Below are 16318 nucleotides of genomic sequence, written 5' to 3'. Positions count from 1 at the left end.
CTCACGGGGCGAGCCTCGCCTCGAAGAGGTCGATCTCCTCGTCGCGCCGCGGCTGCCAGCTGATGCGGTGCGACACGCCGTAGAAGTCGGGCTGGAAGTAGAGCTGCAGCCAGGGTCCCTCCTCGTAGAAGAGCTTGAGCATGCGGTTGATGGCCGGGCGTGCCGCCTCCACCGTATCGGCCTCGAGCGCGACCTTCCAGTCGGCGTACCAGCGCGGGTCGTTCCAGCTCTGGTAGTTGGTCGTGGCGTCCGGGGTCGCGAAAAGGCTCATGTCGTAGAGCGGGTTCCACGTGACGCCGCCCTGGCCGAGGAAGAAGAGCGGCGCCATCTTCTTGGCGCGCAGCAGGGGCGAGTAGACCGAGGCCCATTCCAGGAGCTCGACATCGGTCTCGACGCCGATGTCGGTGAGGTACTGGCCGATGGCCTGCACGACGTTGGCGTCGTTGAGATAGCGCCCGCGCGGACCCTGGAGCGTGGTGCGGAAGCGTACGCCGTCGGGGCCTCTGGGATAGCCGGCCTCGTCGAGGAGCTTCTCGGCCTTCTCGGGATCGTAGGGCACGGGCTTGAGCGAGGGGTCGTCGTTCGGCGGGTTCACGAGGCTCGTCGCGCGGCGGCATTCGGTGCCGAGAAGCTGCGTGCAGATGCCCGGCACGTCCACGGCGTATTGCAGGGCCCAGCGGACCTTGGGGTCCTGGATCTCCTTGCCGCCCGGCAGGCTTTTCGCCGCCTCCGACAGGTTGAAGCCGACCTGCATGCGCCGCGTGCCGTCGACCTTGGCGACGCTCGCCGTGCCCGAGCCGTCGATCGCGCCGATCTGGTCGGGCGCGACATTGGTGATGAGGTCGACATTGCCGGCGATGAGTTCGGCCGTGCGCGTCGAGGCCTCGGGGATCACGCGCCAGACGATCTGGCGGAAGTTCGCGGGCTCCTGGCGCTTCTCCAGGACGATCTGCGAGCCGCGATCCCAGCGCGCGAGTCGGTAGGAGCCCGAGGCGACGGGATGGATCGCCGCCTCGTCGAGGGTCATCTTCTCGTAGCTGTCGCGGCAATGGACGTAGACCTGCGCCATCATGCCGAGCGCGAGCGTCGTCTTGGCGGCGAGGTTGATGCGCACGCGGCGCTCGTCCAGCGCCTCGGCCGACTGGAAGCCGAGCGTCGTGTAGACGAAGCCGGCGGAGTTGCCGGTGAAGTTCTTGGACTTGTCGGCCGGACGGTTGAACGAATAGGCGACGTCGTCGGCCGTCAGCGGTTCCCCGTCCTCGCAGGTGAGGCCGGGCTTGATCGTGAACGTGTAGGCGCGCCCGTCGGCGCTGACCTCGGTGGACTCGGCGAGATAGGGCTTGATCTCGCCCTCGAAGTTCACGGTGAACAGGGTCGCGAAGATGTGCTTGGCGATGTTGGCGTTGTCGCGCGAGGCGATCTGCGCGGGATCGAAGGAGGAGGCGTCGGCCGACAGGCCGACCACCAGCGTGTCGTCGGGCGGAGCCGCGAGGGCGGACGCCGCGAGGAGGGGGAGGATCAGAAGGGATGCGGGAAGAAGGCTGCGCACGGTCGTCAATCCTTGGTCAGAAGGGGGCGAGACGTCTGCTGGTCGGGACGCGCGGGGGACCTCCCCATCCCCCGCGCGCAGGGGACGGCTACTTCGCGAGGCCGACGTCGAAGAGGTAGACCTTCTCGTCGCGGCGCGGCGTGAAGTCGACGCGCTTGGAGACGCCGTAGAAGTCGGGCTGGAAGTAGAGAAGCAGCCAGGGCCCGTCGTCGTAGAAGACCTTGAGCATGCGATCGATGATCGGGCGCCGCTCCTCGTCGGTCTTGGCGGCGGCGATCTCGGGCCAGCCCGAGTACCAGCGCGGATCCGACCAGTTCGTGTAGTTCGTGCCCGATTCCGGCGTCGCGAGGTCGGTCATGTCGTAGAGCGGGCTCCAGGTGCCGCCGCCCGAGCCGAGCAGGAACAGCGGGCCCGCATCGTGCTTGGAGATCAGCGGCACGTAGACCGAGGCCCATTCCATGAGCTCGACGTCGGTCTTGACGCCGATGTCGCTGAGATACTGGCCGATCGCGAGCGCGACGTTGGCGTCGTTGAGGTAACGGCCGCGCGGCGCCTGGAACTTCAGCTCGAAGCGTGTGCCGTCGGCCCCTCTGGGATAGCCGGCCTCGTCCAGCATCTTCTCGGCCGTGTCGGGGTCGTAGGGGTATGGCGCCAGCGACTTGTTGTCATTGGGCGGGTTCACGAGGCCGGTGGCGCGCGTGCACTCGAAGTTCAGGAGCTGCTTGCAGATCGCCGGCACGTCGATCGCGTATTGCAGGGCCCGGCGCACCTCGGGCTTCTGCACGGCGGCGCCGCCCGGCGTCGAGGCGAAGTCGGCGCGCTGGTTGAAGCCAGCATAGATGCGGCGCGTGCCCTGGACCTTCTTGACCTCGGCCGCGCCCGAGGCGTCGATCGCGCCGATCTGGTCGGGCGCGACGTTGGTGATGATGTCGACGTTGCCGGCGATCAACTCGGCCGAACGCGTTGAGGCCTCGGGAATGATGCGCCAGGTGATGGTCTTGAACTTCGCGCCGTCGGGCTTCCAGCGCTCCAGCTTCACCTGACTGCCGCGATCCCAGCTCACCAGGCGATAGGGACCCGAGGCGACCGGCTTGGCCGCCGCGTCGGCCAGGCTCATCTTCTCGTAGCTGTCCTTGCAGTGGATGAAGACCTCGGCGATCAGACCGAAGGACACCGGATTCTTCGTTCCGATATTGACCTTCACCTCGCTGTCGGAGACGGCCTCGGCGCTCTTGAAGTCGATCGAGGTGAAGACGAAGCCCGGCGTGTTGCCGGTGAAGGCGTTCTTCGGGTCGGCGGCGCGGTTGAAGGAATAGGCCGCGTCCTCGGCCGTCAGAGCCTCGCCGTCCTCGCAGGTGAGACCCGGCTTCAGCTTGTAGGTGTAGGACAGGCCGTCGGCGGCCTCCGTGTAGGACTCGGCGAGGTCCGGCACGATCTTCCCCTCGGGATCGACCTCGTAGAGCGTTCCGAAGATGTGCTTGGCGATGTTGGAGTTGTCGCGCGAGGCGATCGCATCGGGGTCGAAGGTCGAGGCGTCGGCCGAGATGCCGACGACGATCGTGTCGTCGGCCGGCGCGGCGTGCGCGCCCGGCGGAGCGGCGAGGGCGCCTGCGGCAAGCGCTGCCAGGAGGAGACGGCTGGATGTCATGGTCGGGCGTCCTTTCTCAAGCTGTCGGGGTGGCATGGGGCATGCGGGCGGTCGCCGGCGGGAGGAGCCGGGGATCGTCCATCGCGATCGCCTGTCCGCTCGTCGAGGACAGGATGCAGGCTTCCACCATGCGCAGCGAGCGCAGGTGGTCGGCGCCCGAACAGGGCAGGGGGGTCTCGCCGGCGAGCGCGCGGCGGAAGGCGACGAGAAGGGCCGCCGCGTCGTCGATCCACTGCCGGTAGGGCGGCAGGGAAACCGCGGTCTCGCGCTCGTCGTCGCGCCGCGCGAAGCTGAGCTCACCGAACTGGTCGCGCTGGAGCACGACGCCCCGCTCGCACTCGTGGCGCCACTCGAAGGCGGGGCGGCGCCAGTTCGCGGCCCAAGTGCCCTGGTAGTTCACCTCGACCCCGTTCCGGAAGGTGACGAGCGCCGAGACGTTGGCATCGTCGCGGTACATCGACCAGGGCGGGTTGAAGGTCCGGGCATAGATGCGCACCGGCTCCACGCTATAGACATGGCGCAGGAGGTCGAGATGGTGGATCGACTGCTCCCACAGCATGGGCTGCGCCATCTCGAGCGGGTACTTGTTGAGATGGGCCTGCCGGCCGTCGCGCCAGCGCTCGTAGGTGAAGCGCGAGAAGGCCGGCGGGCCCACCTCGGACGCGAAGAGCCGGCGCGTGGCTTCCGTCACCGCGAGATAGCGGAAGTTCAGCCCGACCATCAGCGGCACGCCCGCCGCCTCGGCCGTCGCCACGTGCCGCGCGGCCTCCGCCAGCGTGTCGGCGAGCGGCTTCTCGGCCAGGATGGCCAAACCGGCGCGGCAGGCGGCCTCGATCTGCGCCGCGCGTCCGCCGGGCGGGGTCGCGAGCAGCACCGCGTCGGCCTCGACACCAGCGATCTCGTCCAGCGAGGCGAGAAGCAGGGCGCCGGGGCAGCGCTCGCCGGCGGCCGCGCGGCGCTCGGCAACCGGATCCATCAGCGCGACGACACGGGCCTCAGGGTCGGCCTCGATGACGTCGAGCCAATAGCGCGAGCGCGCGCCGAGGCCGACGAGGACGATGCGAAGCGGCGTCCCGGTCATGCGGCGGCCTTTCGTGGGAGAAGCGAGGCGAGGCCCGCCTCGATCGGCGTCCAGGGAAAGTCCGCGAGCTCGCCGCGCCGCGAGACCATGGGTCGGCGCGGGGAGCCAAGGGGCGGCTCCGCGATCCGGGCACCCAGCCCGTGATGCCGCGCGATGCGCCCGGCCAGCGCGGCATCGTCCATCGCCTCGCCGGAGGTGAGGTGCAGGAGGCCCGTCGCCTCCCGCCGGACGAGCCGGTCGATCGCGGGCGCCAGGTCCGGCGCGAAGGTCCAGTCGCGGCGCGAGAGCGCGTTCTCGACCAGGGGCGAGCGACCGGCGGACGCTTCCGCGATCCACGTCGCCACCGGCGACAGGCGCGCGCGGCTCTCGCGCGCGGCCTCGTGCGGGCCGAAGACGGGGCCGAGCCGCAGCGTCAGTCCCCTCACGGCGGCGGGAAGCAGCGTCTCCATCGCCAGCTCGCCCATGCGCTTGGCGACGCCGTAGGGATGGGCGGCGTCCGGCGCCGCGCTCTCGTCGAGGGGCCGCTCCCGCTCGCCCCCCGCCTCGAAGACGCCGGACGAGGACAGGAACAGAAGGCGGCGGGCGCCGCCGCGCGAGGCGAATTCAATCGCCGACAAGAGCGGGTCGAGGTTGAGCCGCACGAAGGCCGCGACCGAAAGACCGAGGCCTTCGGGCGGCGTCGTCAGGGCGGCGGCGTGGATGAGCACGTCGAAGCCGTGGCCCGCCCCCTCCATCGCGGAGGCCGAAACCTCGCCCTCCACGAGGCGCGCGGCGCCGAGCCGGCGGCGGGTCGCTGCGTCGAAGGCGCGGTCGAGCGCGCTCACGCGCCAGCCGAGCGCCGTGAGACCTTCCGCCAGATGCGCGCCGACGAAGCCGCCCGCGCCGGTGAGAAGGAGCGTGCCGCTCATGCGAAGGCGGGCTCCGGTTCGATGCGGATGGGGGGAACGGACAGGAACACGTCGTCGTCGGGAAGGCCGCGCCACATGAGGACCGCGAAGCTCGCCGCGCGGTCGAGGGCGCGCGCGCCGGCATGCCAGACGCCGCGCCCGTAGACGACGCCGACGCCGCCCGGCGCGACGAAGGAGCGAACGGCGGACAGGTCCGGTTCGCCGCTAGCGGTCGAGGGCGCCACGACGACGAGGAAGCGCCCGGCATCCAGCGGCACGAAGCCTTGAGCCGCGTGCGGGTGGCGTTCCAGAGCCGCGATCTCGTGCGGCAGGGTGACGGGCGCGACGAGGTTGGTGTGGAAGACGGGGGCAAGACCAGGCTCCGACGGCGCCGGGTGGAGAAGCGCGTCGAAGCGACGCCGTTCGCCCACCGCGCCGGGCGGCGCGATCAGGGTGCCGAAGGGCCGGAAGGCGTCTTCGGTCAGCGGCGCGCAGGCAACAGGGCGCATCACGAGACGGCCCTTTCCGCGGGGCGGCGATGGGGCATGGCGGCGCGCCAGTGGGCGGCGATCTCGCCGCGCCGCGCGACCCAGGCGCCCTGCGAGCGCGCCACATGGTCGAGAAACAGCGCGAGGCCCGAGGCGCGCCCGGGATGGCCGACGACGCGCGGGTGAAGGCCGACCGACATCATGCGCGGCGCGTGACGGCTGTCGGCCAGCAGCGTGTCGAAGCTCTCGATCAGGAACTCGCCGTAGTCGCGCCCCGTCACCCATCCCCCTTGCAGGAACTTCGCGTCGTTGGTGACGAGCGAGTAGGGCACGACGAGGTGGGGCCTGCCCGATACCTCGGTCCAGTAGGGGATCTCGTCGTTATAGGCGTCGGAATCGTAGGCGAAGCCGCCGTGCTCGACGAGGAGGCGGCGCGTCCGAGGCGAGCGGCTGTAGCGGCAGTACCACCCTTCCGGCGGGCGGCCCGTCGTGCGCGCGACGCTGTCATAAGCCTCGGCGATGTCGCGCCGCTCGGTCGCCTCGTCGATCAGATAGTGCTCGATCCAACGCCGCCCGTGGCAGGCGACGTCCCAGCCGCTCTCGCGCACCGCCGCCGCCACCTGCGGGTTGCGCTCCAAGGCCAGTGCCGCGGCGAAGACGGTCAGCGGCAGGTCGCGCTCGCGGAACATGCGGTGGAGGCGCCAGAAGCCGACGCGGCTGCCGTATTCGTACATGCTCTCGGAGGCGAGGTCGCGCTCGCCCACCGGTACGCGCGGCTGCGCGATCTCGATCAGCGCCGTTTCGGAGCGCCCGTCGCCGTCGTCGACCGAGTATTCCGCGCCCTCCTCGTAGTTGAGCACGAAGTTGACGGCGAGGCCCGCCCCGCCCGGCCAACGTAAGCTCGGCGGGCGGTCGGCATAGCCGACGAAGTCGCGCATCGAAGGTGCCGTGCCGCCCGCCCCGTCCATCAGTCGCGCGTTCCCTCGACCTTGCAGTAGAAGCAGCACCAGTCGCCCGTATTGACGTTGGGCAGCGCGCGAAGGCCGAAGATCAGCCCGTCGGCGGGGGCCACGAGCTTGCCCATCTCGTCGCCGAAGACGTTGCGGATCGTGGCGATCGGGTCGCCCTTCTTCATCAGGGTCAGGAACTTCGTGCCGGGCTCGGGAATGAAGATGCCGGACGCGGGAGCCAGTAGCGCCTCCTGCTGGCCCTTGTAGCGGGGCGAGGGATACACGGCCTCGCCCGGATACATCTTGTAGTGCCGCAGGATGTTGAGGATCGAGTTGGCGAGCTCGCGTCCCACATGCGCGAAGGCCTCCGGGCCGGTGGCCGAGCGGCCGCCCAGCTCCACGGTGATGCCGGTCTTCCCGATCGCCTTCATCTGCGCCATGGGCGAGCCCTTGGGCAGGAAGTTCGACATGATGTTGCCCCAGCCCTCGCCCATGGCGAGCGCCAGTTCCACCGAGGCCGGCGTCTCGTCGACGAAGATCGCCTTGGCGAGATAGGAGTGGGCGCCGCCCGAGTGGATCGAGATCTCGAAGTCGGCGACCTCGCTCATCCACTGCGAATGCGCCCAGGCGACGCGCTCCGACAGGTAGCCGTCGGCCCGGCCTGGATAGATGCGGTTCATGTCGAAGGAGAAGGTGTCGCCCGGGTTGCCGCGATTGGCGGCCTCGAAGGCGAGGACGTTCAGCACCGGCACCATGACCAGCGTGCCGGCCAGACGCTGCGGGTCCACCTCGCGAAGCGCGATCTGGCAGGCGAGCGGCCCCTCCGGCTCGTCGCCGTGGATCGCGCCGTCGACCCAGAAGACGGGGCCGGGCTTCACGCCGTTGACGACGACGAGCGGGATCTCGACCTTGGTGCCGCCGGCGAGCTCGGTGACGGGGATGACGCCGCGCACCACCTCGCCGGGCGCGGCGCTGGCCGTGCCGACCGTGACGGTGCGGGCCTGCGCGGGGGCCTCAGATGCCTTTGTAAGCATTGTACTTCTCGAGCTCTTCGGGGGTGTAGACCTGCATGAACTCGATCTCGACGCCGCCGGCGTCGTTGTCGAGGAAGGCGACGTAGCCCTCGGGATGGGGGTGCGAGCCCTTCACGCCGCACGCCTTGCACAGGCGAAGGCTGGCCCCTTGCGCCTGCGCATGGTCGAGGGCCGCGTCGATGGAATCGACCTCGTAGCAGATGTGGTGGAGCCCCTCGGCGCCCCGCTCCTCGATCCATTGGTCGAAGCGGCCGCCCTTCTCAAGCGACTGGCAGAGCTGGTACTCGATGCCGCCCAGGTTGAAGAGCGCGACGCGGTTCTTCGACTTCGGATAGTCCGTGAGCGCCGTGTCGGCGGGCACGTGGAGGAATTGCGCGTAGGCCTTCAGGGCCTCGGCCGCGTCGCGCACGGCAAAGGCCATGTGCTTGATCGACCGGACGTTGGGATTGTCGGACTTCACGTTGGGAACCCTCTTCAGGCGGCCGGAGCGCGGGTTTCGGAGCGGATCGCGGCGATCACCGCGCGCATGCGCGCGACCGCCTCTCGGATGCGGGGCACGGGCTGGGTCAGCGACATGCGCACGAAGTCGTCGGTGTGGTCGCCGTAGATCTGACCGGGAAAGACCAGGACGCGGCCCTCGCGCAGCAGCCGCTCGCAGAAGAGCGTGGCCGGCAGCCCCGTCACCGACACGTCGGCATAGACGTAGAAGCCGCCCTGCGGCTCGGCATAGGGGATGCCGAGCGAGCGCAGACCCTCGCACAGCGCCTGGCGCCGCTCGTCATAGGTGCGGCGCATGTCCTCCACGCAGTCCTGCGGCCCGGTGAGGGCGGCGAGCGCGGCGTGCTGCGAGACCGAGGCGGTGGAGATCGCGAAGGCGTGGTTGATCTCGCTCATGGCCGGCACGAGCGCACGGGGCGCCGCGAAGTAGCCGATGCGCCAGCCAGTCATGGCATAGGCCTTCGAGAAGCCCGAGAGCGTGATCGTGCGCTCCGCCATGCCGGGCAGCGCCGCCACCGGCTGGATGCGCTGGTTGCCGAAGGTGAGGCGGGCGTAGATCTCGTCGGAGACGACGATGAGGTCATGCTCGATCGCGAGTTCCGCGATGCGGGCCACCTCGTCCGGCGGCGTCACGGTGCCGGTCGGATTGTTGGGGTTGATGAGGACGAGGATCTTGGAGCGCGGCGTCAGATGGGCGCGCACCATCTCGGCCGTCAGCGTGAAGTTCGTCTCCATGGTCATCGGCACGGAGACGACGGTGGCGTCGGCCAGCTCGGCCGCCTGGGAATAGGGATTGTAGCCGGGGCAGGGCACGACGATCTCGTCGCCCGGGTCGAGCAACGCCAGCGCGATCACGAACATGGCGTGCTGGCCGCCCGGCGTCACCACGATCTGGTCGGCGCCGTAGTCCGCCCCGCCGCGCCGGCGGATGTCGTCCGCGATCGCCTCGCGTAAGGGTGGCAGGCCGAGCGGGTGACCGTAATGCGTCTCGCCGCGCCCGAGCGCGTCCTGGCCCGCCTTCACGATATGGGCGGGCGTGTCGAGGTCGGGATCGCCCCGGCCGAGCCGGATCACGTCGGGCAGGGTGGCCGCGATGTCGGCCATGCGCGTGACGAGATGGGCGTCCTTGAGCTTGACGCGGCGGGCGAGGCGGTCGGCGAGGCTCACGCGGCGTCTCCCAGGGCATAGAGTTCGCGATACTTGGCGGAGAGGTGCTTCAGGTACGGCTCGGGATCGAGCGCCCGGCCGGTCGCGCGGCGCAGGAGCTCGTCGCGCCCGTAGCGCCGCCCGTGCCGGTGGACGTGCTCACCCATGAAGCGGCGCAGCGGCTCGTAGTCGGCGCGCTCGAGACCCGCCGCGACCGCGCCGTCCGCCTGCGCCGCCTCGAAGAGCTGGCCGGCCATGACGTTGCCGATCGTGTAGTTGCAGAACGTGCCGATCTGGCCCGACGACCAGTGGACGTCCTGCAGGCAGCCGAGCCGGTCGCTCGGCACGTCGAGCCCGAGATCGCGCTTGACCGCCGCGTTCCAGGCTTCGGGCAGGTCGCGGGGTTTGAGCGAGCCGTCGATCAGCGCGGCCTCGATCTCGGTGCGCAGCATGATGTGGAGGTCGTAGGTCAGCTCGTCCGCCTCGACGCGGATAAGGCCCGGCCGGCAGCGGTTCACCGCGCGGTAGAATTCCTCCGCCGACACGTCGCCGAGCTGCTCGGGATAGGTCGCCTGCGCTTGCGGGAAGTGGCGCTGCCAGAAGGGGCGCGAGCGCCCGACATGGTTCTCCCACAGGCGCGACTGCGACTCGTGCGCCCCGAACGAGACGCCGCCCACCGCATAAAGGCCGACGAGGTCGGTCGCGAGCGGGGTGCGCGTGTAGGCCTCGTCGACGCCCTGCTCGTAGAGCCCGTGGCCCGCCTCGTGCAGCGCGCCGAAGAGGCTGGCGGGCATGTAGTCGGGGTAGAAGCGCGTGGTGATGCGCACGTCGTTGCGCGTGAACGACACCTCGAACGGATGCACCGTCTCGTCGAGCCGGCCGCGCCCCAAGTCGTAGCCGACGCTCTCGGCGAGCTTGAGCGCAAAGGCGTGCTGCTGCTCCACCGGATAGTGGCGCTCCAGGAAGTCGAAGCGCGGCGGCTCGACTTGCGCGATCGCCGACACGAGCGGCACCAGCACCTCGCGCAGCCGCGCATAGAGCGGTCGGAGCGTCGAGACCGTCTCGCCCGGCTCGAAGCGGTGCATCAGCGCGTCGTAGGGGTGCTCGCTGTAGCCGATCGCCTCGGCCATGGCGCGGTTGATCTCGACCGTCTCCTCTAGGACCGGGAGGAAGAGCTGGAAGTCGGACCGGGCGCGCGCCTCGGCCCAGATGCGCTGGCCGACGGTTCCGAGCTCCGCCCGACGACGCTGGAGGTCGGCGGGAATGGCGAGATGGTAGTCCACCGCCTCGCGCACCTGGGCGACGATCGTTCGCTCGACGCTGTCCTCGCTTGCTCCCGCCGTCTCGCGCTCCGCCCCGTCCAGAAGCCGGCGCGTGCGGTCCGCGACCAGGAGGTCGCGGGCGAAGACCGCGAGCGTCGCGATCTGCTTGCCGCGCGTCTCGGTCCCGCCCGAGGGCATCATCGTGCGGGCGTCCCACTTCAGGATGGACTCGGCGTTGAGCAGGTCGTTCACCTGTCCCATCGTGTCGAGCAGCTCGGCGTAACTCATGGAAGGCTCGGCTCTTTTCCGGCCCGGAAGGTCCCCAGCGAGGGGCTTCCGGAGCCTTTTCGATCCCTTGCCAAGACCGCTTGACGACCTCGGCTGCGTGTGATCACTGTTTGAATGTATACATTTTGACGGTGATAGTGACGAGGGATCGGGGACGTTGTCAAGCGAGGGGATCTCAAGTTTTCCGAGCGGGGGTTCGGGCGGAACGGCGGGGCCGGGCGTGGCGTCGAACCGCGACGCGCTGGTCGAGATGGCGGTCTGCGGCTTCGTCTCGCAGCCCGCGCTCAGGCCCGGCGGCTACGTCCACCATCCCGACGGACGGGGCGAGATGCTGCCCGGCATGTTCGGCATCGCCTTCAACGCCCGCGTCGGCGACCGCGCCTTCGGATGGGCCGGCGACCATGTCGAGCCCGGCGTCTCGATCGCGCATCCCGACGAGCGCGCCGACTTCGCGCTCCATTATCTCAGCTGCATCGGCAACGAGGCGGTGGTGACCTCTGGGCTCGCCAAGGGCGCGACCGGCACGGTCACCGGCGAGCACGCACGCCTTCTCGTGGACTTCGAGCCCGACATCCTGGAGCGGCTGAACATCGGCGATGCGATCCAGATCCGCGCCCACGGCCGGGGCCTTGCCTTCGACGGGCTGCCCGGCATCGACGTGAAGAAGACCAGCCCGCGCCTTCTCGACGCGCTGGGGCTGGAGCGCCGGGACGACGGGACGCTGGTCGTGCCGGTCGCCATGGAACTGCCGATCCGCATCATGGGCTCGGGCGCGGAGCTCAACTCGGAATATGTCGACCAGGACCTCATGAGCGGCGACCGCGCGCTGATGGCGGAACTCGGCGTCGACCGGATGCGCCTTGGCGACCTCATCGGCATCCGCCACGCCGACCACCGCTTCGGCCGCTCGTATCGCGAGGGCGCGGTCACGATCGCGCTCTGCATCCACGGCGACTCGGTGATGACGGGCCATGGCCCCGGCATCCTCACCCTGATGAGCGCGGTCGGCGGCGAGCTCGATTTCCGCATCGATCCGGGCGCCAACATCGCCTCGCTTCTGGGCATCGGAGAACAGGCATGAGCGTGCGGACCAACGAGGCCGATCTCGTCTGTGTCTCGGCAGGCGGCCAGATCGTCCATTCGAGCTTCCCGGGCCTGCCGGCCGAGCCCTACCGGCTTTCGGCCGAGGGGAGGCCCTTCCTGCTGCCGACCTTCGGCGGCATCGTCTACAACGTGTCGGTGGGCGACCGCGCCTTCGGCTGGGCGGCGGACTGCATCCATCCCGGCGTCTCGATCCGGGGCGCGGACGACCTGAAGAACCGCGGCCTCAACGTGTTCGCCTGCGTCGGCAACGAGGCGGTCGTGATGACGGGGCGGGCGGCGGGAACGCGCGGCGTCGTCACCGGCAAGTCCGGGCGCTTCGCCGAGCAGCTCATCGTCCACTTTCCGCGCGAGAGCCGCCTCCTGATGGCGGTCGGCGACGCGATCGTGGTGCGCGCTCTCGGCACGGGCCTGAAACTGGCCGACCATCCCGAGATCCAGCTCAAGGGGCTGTCGCCGCGCCTCCTGTCGGCGCTGCCGACGCGGCTCGGCAACGACGGGCGGTTGGAGGTCGGCGTCACGGCGACCGTGCCGCCCCATCTGGTAGGCGCGGGCGCGGGTCTCACCTCGGAAGGGGGAAGCCTCCACATCCAGTCGAGCGACAAAGCGGAGCTGGAGCGCTTCGGCCTCGACGATCTGCGGCTTGGCGACGTCGTCGCGGTGGCCGACACCGACAGCCGCTACAACCACGGCTACCTGCGGGGCGCCATGGGCATCGGCGTGGTCGGGCAGGGCGACGGCCCGCGCGCGGGCTACGGGCCGGGCCTCACGATTCTCCTCACCGCCCCCGACGAGCGGCTCGGCGCCTTCGAGGCCGCCGGCACCAACATCCGCACCCTTCTCGACCTGGAGCCCTGACCCGCCATGGCGATCACGATGACCACGGTCGAGCGCGCGAGCCTGGAGCGCTTCATGGCGGAAGGCTTCGAGGCGCTCGGCCTGACGGCGGAGGACGCCGCGATCTTCGCGGGCGCGCTGGTCTTCTCGGAGCTGCGCTTCCATCCCGGCCACGGGCAGGGCGTCCGGCGCCTGCGCCGCTACCAGGAGCGCATCGGGCAGGGGCTGGTGAACCCGCGCGCGCCGCTCGACACCGTGAAGGACGCGCCCTCGCTCGCCCTTCTCGACGCCAATAACGGGCTCGGCACCGTGGCCGCCGCCAAGGCGATGCGGCTCGCGATCGAAAAGGCCAAGGCCAACGGCATCGGCACGGTGATCGTGCGCAACTCGACCCATTACGGCTCGTCGGCGGTCCACGCCTGCCAGGCGGAGGAAGCCGGCTGCATCGGCGTCGCCTACACCAATGCCGGCCCCGAGATGGCGCCCTGGGGTGCGCGCGAGGGGGCGGTCGGCACCAATCCCTGGGGCATCGCCGCCCCGACCGGCCTCGGCTTTCCGGTGGTCATGGACTTCGCGCTGACGACGGCGGGCAAGGGCATGATGCTCTGGCGCTCGCGCGAGGGACAGCGCATGCCGCGCGACTGGGCGCTGACGCCCGACGGCCACGAGACCGACGACCCCGACGCCGCCATGAAGGGCGCGCTGCTCGCGATCGGCGAGTACAAGGGTTACGGCCTCGCCTTCATGACCGACGTCCTGACCGGCGTGATCGGGGGCGGGGGCTTCGGCCTCATGCCCTACAGCGACCAGGGCCGCCTCGACGTCTCGCATTCGCTGACCGCGATCGACATTGAATGGTTCATGCCGCTGCCCGCATTTCGCGAGCGCATGGACCGCTTCGCCGACATGGTGAAGAGCCGTGCCACGCGCCCGGGCTTCACGGAAGTTCTCCTGCCGGGCGAGCAGGAGGCGCGGCGCGTCGAGCGAAAGTCGGGCGCCGGCGTGCCGCTCGACGACGAGGTGCTGGCCGATCTGAAGGCGCTCGGCCGCGAGCTCGGCGTCGCCTCCACGCTGGAGGAGATCGGCCCCTATCGCGAGGAGCGGCTGTGAGCGCTGCGCTGGAGCCGCTCGGGGATGCGTTCCGGCGCGGCGTCCTCGATCGCCTGCGCGCACGGATCGCGGCCGAGCGGCTCGACGCCGCCCTGTTCCTGCGGCCCGGCAACGTGCGCTACCTCACGGGCTGGGACTTCCACGCCAACGAGCGGCCCACCGGCGTCCTCGTGCGGCTGGATGCCGATCAGCCCGAACTCCTTGTGCCCGATCTCGAGCGCGAGAACGCGGCCCAAGCGGCGCTCTTCCGGGTCGAGACCTACGAGGAATATCCCGGCGAGGTGCCGGCCGAGCTCTGGATGGGCCGGCGCGCCGCGGGTTTGCGCCTCGCGGTGGACGCGCTGGATGCGAGCCTGCTGCATGCCTGCGGGGGCGAGGTTCGGGAGCTGCGCCTCGTCGACCTCGCCGCGCCCCTTCGCGCCCGCAAAACAGAGCAGGAACTGGCGCTGGTACGTGAGGCCGCGCGCTTTGCCGACCTCTGCCTCGAACGCCTCCTGACCCAGGCCGGCGCGATCGTCCGGGACGGCGGGACCGAACTCGACCTTCTCGCCGACTGCACGGGCCATGCGCGGCAGGCTCTGGAAGCATCGCACGGCGCGCGCTTTGCCGGAACGCGGCTCGCGATCACGGCCTCCGTCCATTCCGGCCCGCGCGCGGCGCTGCCGCACGGCGCCACCTCGCTGAGGCGCCCGGAGGCCGGCGAAACGCTGATCGCCGGGATCGGCGCGTGCCTCGGCGGCTACCACGCCGAAAGCGGCGCGACGCTGTTTCTCGGCGATCTCACGGCCGAGCAGGTGCGCGTCGCGCGCGCCATGGAGCGGAGCGACCGGGCCGCGCAGGAGGCGCTCAAACCCGGCACGCCGTGCCATGAGGTGAACCGGCGCGCCATGGAGCCCTTGCGCGAGGCGGGGCTCGGCGAGGCGATCCGGCATCGCATCGGCCATGCCATGGGCGTCGAGGGTCACGAGGGCCCCTGGCTCGCGCCGGGCGATCCGACCCCGGTCGAGCCCGCCATGGTCTTCTCGTCCGAGCCCGGCGTCTACCGCCCCGGCCGCGACGGCTTCCGCACCATCAACACGCTGATCGCGGGCGAGGCGGGCACCGAGGTGCCGAGCCGCTTCCTCGCCGCGCATCCGATCGAGCGCCGCGTCGTCGCGCTCGCCTGACGTCCATCTCGTCCTATCCGAACCCGAAGGCCCGGTCCCATGCCCGAACCCGCAAGCTGGCACTACCAGACGATCATCAAGCCGATGTTCGAGCGCCACGCGCCCGACCGCATCCTCCTCGGACGCGTGATCCCGTGCCACGACGACACGGTGATCGAGGACGGCTTCGTGGAGATCCGGGGCGGGCGCATCGCGCGGGTCGGCGAGCGCTCGGGGCTGGGAGACACGGGCGCTCTCCAGCCCGAGGACACCGGCGGCCAGACGATCATGCCGGGCCTCGTGAACAGCCACGCCCACCTGTCCTGGGACGGCATCCACGAACTGTCCTTCCAGTCGATGCACGACGCGCCGGAGATCCGCGCCTACAAGGCAGCCGGCAACATGCTCAAGTCGCTGCGCGCGGGCGTCACGCTCGTGCGCGACCTCGGCGTCCACGACGCCAACCTCTTCACCAAGCAGGCGGTCGCGCAAGGCATCGTGCCCGGGCCCCGGCTCAAGGTGTCGGGCAGCAGCATCATCCAGACCGGCGGCCACACCTACTGGGTCTGCCGCGAGGCGTCGGGGGCCGACGAGATGCGCCGCGCCGTGCGCGAGCAGGTGCGCGGCGGCGCCGACCTCATCAAGATCATGGCCTGCCACGACACGCTGGAGTTCACCGACGAGGAGCTTCACGCGGTGATCGACGAGGCGCACCGCAACAAGCTGCCGATCACCGCCCACGCGACCTACGACGCGTGTATCCGGCGCGTCGCCGAGTTCGGCATCGACTGCGTCGAGCACGGCGGCTCCATGTCGGACGAGACGATCCAGGTCCTTCTCGACCGCAAGCTGCCGATCGTCACCACCTTCTCGGCCCTCGTGCTGCAGGCCGACGAGGCGATCGCGCGGCGCTTCGCCATTCCCGAATGGAAGATCAATGAGCGCAAGAAGGCGGTCGCCGATCCCAAGCGCTTCGCCGGCCTCAAGGCGGCGGCGGAAGCCGGCGTGCCGATCGCCTTCGGCACGGATGCCGGAAGCCCCGCCGTCGAGCACGACCAGATCGCGCCCGAGCTCGACTTCATGGTGCGCGTCGGCGTCTGCCGCTCGCCGCTGGACGCGCTTCGCGCCATCACGCAGCGCGGGGCGCGCGTCTGCCGCATGGATCACGAGGTCGGCACGCTCGAGGCCGGCAAGGCCGCCGACCTCATCGTCGTGCCGGGCAAGCCCGACCAGGATCTCTTCGCCTTGCGAAACGTCGCGATGACCTTCATCGCCGGCCAGCGGATGCACTGAA

The 16318-nt window shown here is 70.3% G+C and carries 15 protein-coding genes; 5 read left to right on the top strand and 10 right to left on the bottom strand.

Annotated features, from left to right (window positions below; all coding sequences use genetic code 11):
• Nucleotide 1: 1 nt before the first annotated feature.
• The 10 genes from AUL35_RS07455 to AUL35_RS07410 form a co-directional block, all read right to left on the bottom strand.
• Nucleotides 2-1549 carry an ABC transporter substrate-binding protein gene (locus tag AUL35_RS07455; protein ID WP_062013730.1) on the bottom strand — a complete coding sequence of 516 codons (1548 nt, stop codon included), beginning with the start codon at nucleotides 1547-1549 and terminating at the stop codon, nucleotides 2-4.
• An 88-nt stretch (nucleotides 1550-1637) separates the two neighbouring features.
• Nucleotides 1638-3197, bottom strand: a complete 1560-nt coding sequence (locus tag AUL35_RS07450) for an ABC transporter substrate-binding protein (protein WP_062013592.1) — start codon at nucleotides 3195-3197, stop codon at nucleotides 1638-1640.
• Nucleotides 3198-3213: 16 nt separating this feature from the next.
• Nucleotides 3214-4278, bottom strand: a complete 1065-nt coding sequence (locus AUL35_RS07445; protein ID WP_062013590.1) for a Gfo/Idh/MocA family protein — start codon at nucleotides 4276-4278, stop codon at nucleotides 3214-3216.
• The gene (locus tag AUL35_RS07440; protein WP_062013588.1) at nucleotides 4275-5186 is read right to left on the bottom strand and encodes an NAD(P)-dependent oxidoreductase; all 912 of its coding nucleotides are present in this window, start codon (nucleotides 5184-5186) and stop codon (nucleotides 4275-4277) included. The genes AUL35_RS07445 and AUL35_RS07440 overlap by 4 nt, the downstream gene beginning before the upstream one ends.
• A complete protein-coding gene (locus tag AUL35_RS07435) occupies nucleotides 5183-5674 on the bottom strand; it encodes an ureidoglycolate lyase (protein ID WP_062013586.1) in 492 nt (163 codons plus the stop codon). The genes AUL35_RS07440 and AUL35_RS07435 overlap by 4 nt, the downstream gene beginning before the upstream one ends.
• On the bottom strand, nucleotides 5674-6621 hold the full coding sequence (locus tag AUL35_RS07430; protein WP_062013584.1) for a polysaccharide deacetylase family protein: 948 nt from the start codon (nucleotides 6619-6621) through the stop codon (nucleotides 5674-5676). The genes AUL35_RS07435 and AUL35_RS07430 overlap by 1 nt, the downstream gene beginning before the upstream one ends.
• Nucleotides 6621-7637, bottom strand: a complete 1017-nt coding sequence (locus AUL35_RS07425) for a succinylglutamate desuccinylase/aspartoacylase family protein (protein ID WP_062013582.1) — start codon at nucleotides 7635-7637, stop codon at nucleotides 6621-6623. Before AUL35_RS07425 ends, AUL35_RS07430 begins: the two co-directional genes overlap by 1 nt.
• On the bottom strand, nucleotides 7618-8097 hold the full coding sequence (locus AUL35_RS07420; protein WP_244493693.1) for a VOC family protein: 480 nt from the start codon (nucleotides 8095-8097) through the stop codon (nucleotides 7618-7620). Before AUL35_RS07420 ends, AUL35_RS07425 begins: the two co-directional genes overlap by 20 nt.
• A gap of 14 nt (nucleotides 8098-8111) precedes the next feature.
• Nucleotides 8112-9302, bottom strand: coding sequence for a pyridoxal phosphate-dependent aminotransferase (locus AUL35_RS07415; protein ID WP_062013580.1), 1191 nt, complete (start codon nucleotides 9300-9302; stop codon nucleotides 8112-8114).
• The gene (locus AUL35_RS07410) at nucleotides 9299-10831 is read right to left on the bottom strand and encodes a carboxypeptidase M32 (protein WP_062013578.1); all 1533 of its coding nucleotides are present in this window, start codon (nucleotides 10829-10831) and stop codon (nucleotides 9299-9301) included. The genes AUL35_RS07415 and AUL35_RS07410 overlap by 4 nt, the downstream gene beginning before the upstream one ends.
• Before the next feature lie 220 nt (nucleotides 10832-11051).
• Here AUL35_RS07410 and AUL35_RS07405 point away from each other — a divergent pair, with 220 nt between their 5' ends.
• The 5 genes from AUL35_RS07405 to AUL35_RS07385 are packed head-to-tail and all read left to right on the top strand — an operon-like array spanning nucleotide 11052 to nucleotide 16317.
• Nucleotides 11052-11912 carry a DUF4438 domain-containing protein gene (locus AUL35_RS07405; RefSeq protein WP_244493692.1) on the top strand — a complete coding sequence of 287 codons (861 nt, stop codon included), beginning with the start codon at nucleotides 11052-11054 and terminating at the stop codon, nucleotides 11910-11912.
• Nucleotides 11909-12790: a DUF4438 domain-containing protein gene (locus AUL35_RS07400; RefSeq protein ID WP_062013576.1), complete on the top strand. Its 882-nt coding sequence runs from the start codon at nucleotides 11909-11911 to the stop codon at nucleotides 12788-12790. The genes AUL35_RS07405 and AUL35_RS07400 overlap by 4 nt, the downstream gene beginning before the upstream one ends.
• 6 nt (nucleotides 12791-12796) lie before the next feature.
• The gene (locus AUL35_RS07395; protein ID WP_062013574.1) at nucleotides 12797-13879 is read left to right on the top strand and encodes an Ldh family oxidoreductase; all 1083 of its coding nucleotides are present in this window, start codon (nucleotides 12797-12799) and stop codon (nucleotides 13877-13879) included.
• Entirely contained in the window at nucleotides 13876-15045 is a 1170-nt protein-coding gene (locus tag AUL35_RS07390) for a Xaa-Pro peptidase family protein (RefSeq protein ID WP_062013572.1), read from the top strand. The genes AUL35_RS07395 and AUL35_RS07390 overlap by 4 nt, the downstream gene beginning before the upstream one ends.
• Before the next feature lie 39 nt (nucleotides 15046-15084).
• Nucleotides 15085-16317, top strand: a complete 1233-nt coding sequence (locus AUL35_RS07385) for an amidohydrolase family protein (RefSeq protein WP_062013570.1) — start codon at nucleotides 15085-15087, stop codon at nucleotides 16315-16317.
• Nucleotide 16318: the final 1 nt, after the last annotated feature.

Origin of the sequence: Aureimonas sp. AU4, assembly GCF_001463765.1 — a bacterium.
GTDB lineage: Bacteria > Pseudomonadota > Alphaproteobacteria > Rhizobiales > Rhizobiaceae > Aureimonas.
Note: the sequence above shows the minus strand (reverse complement) of the source record. Positions and strands in the feature narration are given on the sequence as shown.

Bases quoted from the DNA above. Each gene is read 5' to 3' on its own strand.
- AUL35_RS07450 (WP_062013592.1), bottom strand. From the start codon at position 3,197: ATGACATCCAGCCGTCTCCTCCTGGCAGCGCTTGCCGCAGGCGCCCTC.
- AUL35_RS07445 (WP_062013590.1), bottom strand. From the start codon at position 4,278: ATGACCGGGACGCCGCTTCGCATCGTCCTCGTCGGCCTCGGCGCGCGC.
- AUL35_RS07440 (WP_062013588.1), bottom strand. From the start codon at position 5,186: ATGAGCGGCACGCTCCTTCTCACCGGCGCGGGCGGCTTCGTCGGCGCG.
- AUL35_RS07435 (WP_062013586.1), bottom strand. From the start codon at position 5,674: ATGCGCCCTGTTGCCTGCGCGCCGCTGACCGAAGACGCCTTCCGGCCC.
- AUL35_RS07430 (WP_062013584.1), bottom strand. From the start codon at position 6,621: ATGGACGGGGCGGGCGGCACGGCACCTTCGATGCGCGACTTCGTCGGC.
- AUL35_RS07425 (WP_062013582.1), bottom strand. From the start codon at position 7,637: ATGCTTACAAAGGCATCTGAGGCCCCCGCGCAGGCCCGCACCGTCACG.
- AUL35_RS07410 (WP_062013578.1), bottom strand. From the start codon at position 10,831: ATGAGTTACGCCGAGCTGCTCGACACGATGGGACAGGTGAACGACCTG.
- AUL35_RS07400 (WP_062013576.1), top strand. From the start codon at position 11,909: ATGAGCGTGCGGACCAACGAGGCCGATCTCGTCTGTGTCTCGGCAGGC.
- AUL35_RS07395 (WP_062013574.1), top strand. From the start codon at position 12,797: ATGGCGATCACGATGACCACGGTCGAGCGCGCGAGCCTGGAGCGCTTC.
- AUL35_RS07385 (WP_062013570.1), top strand. From the start codon at position 15,085: ATGCCCGAACCCGCAAGCTGGCACTACCAGACGATCATCAAGCCGATG.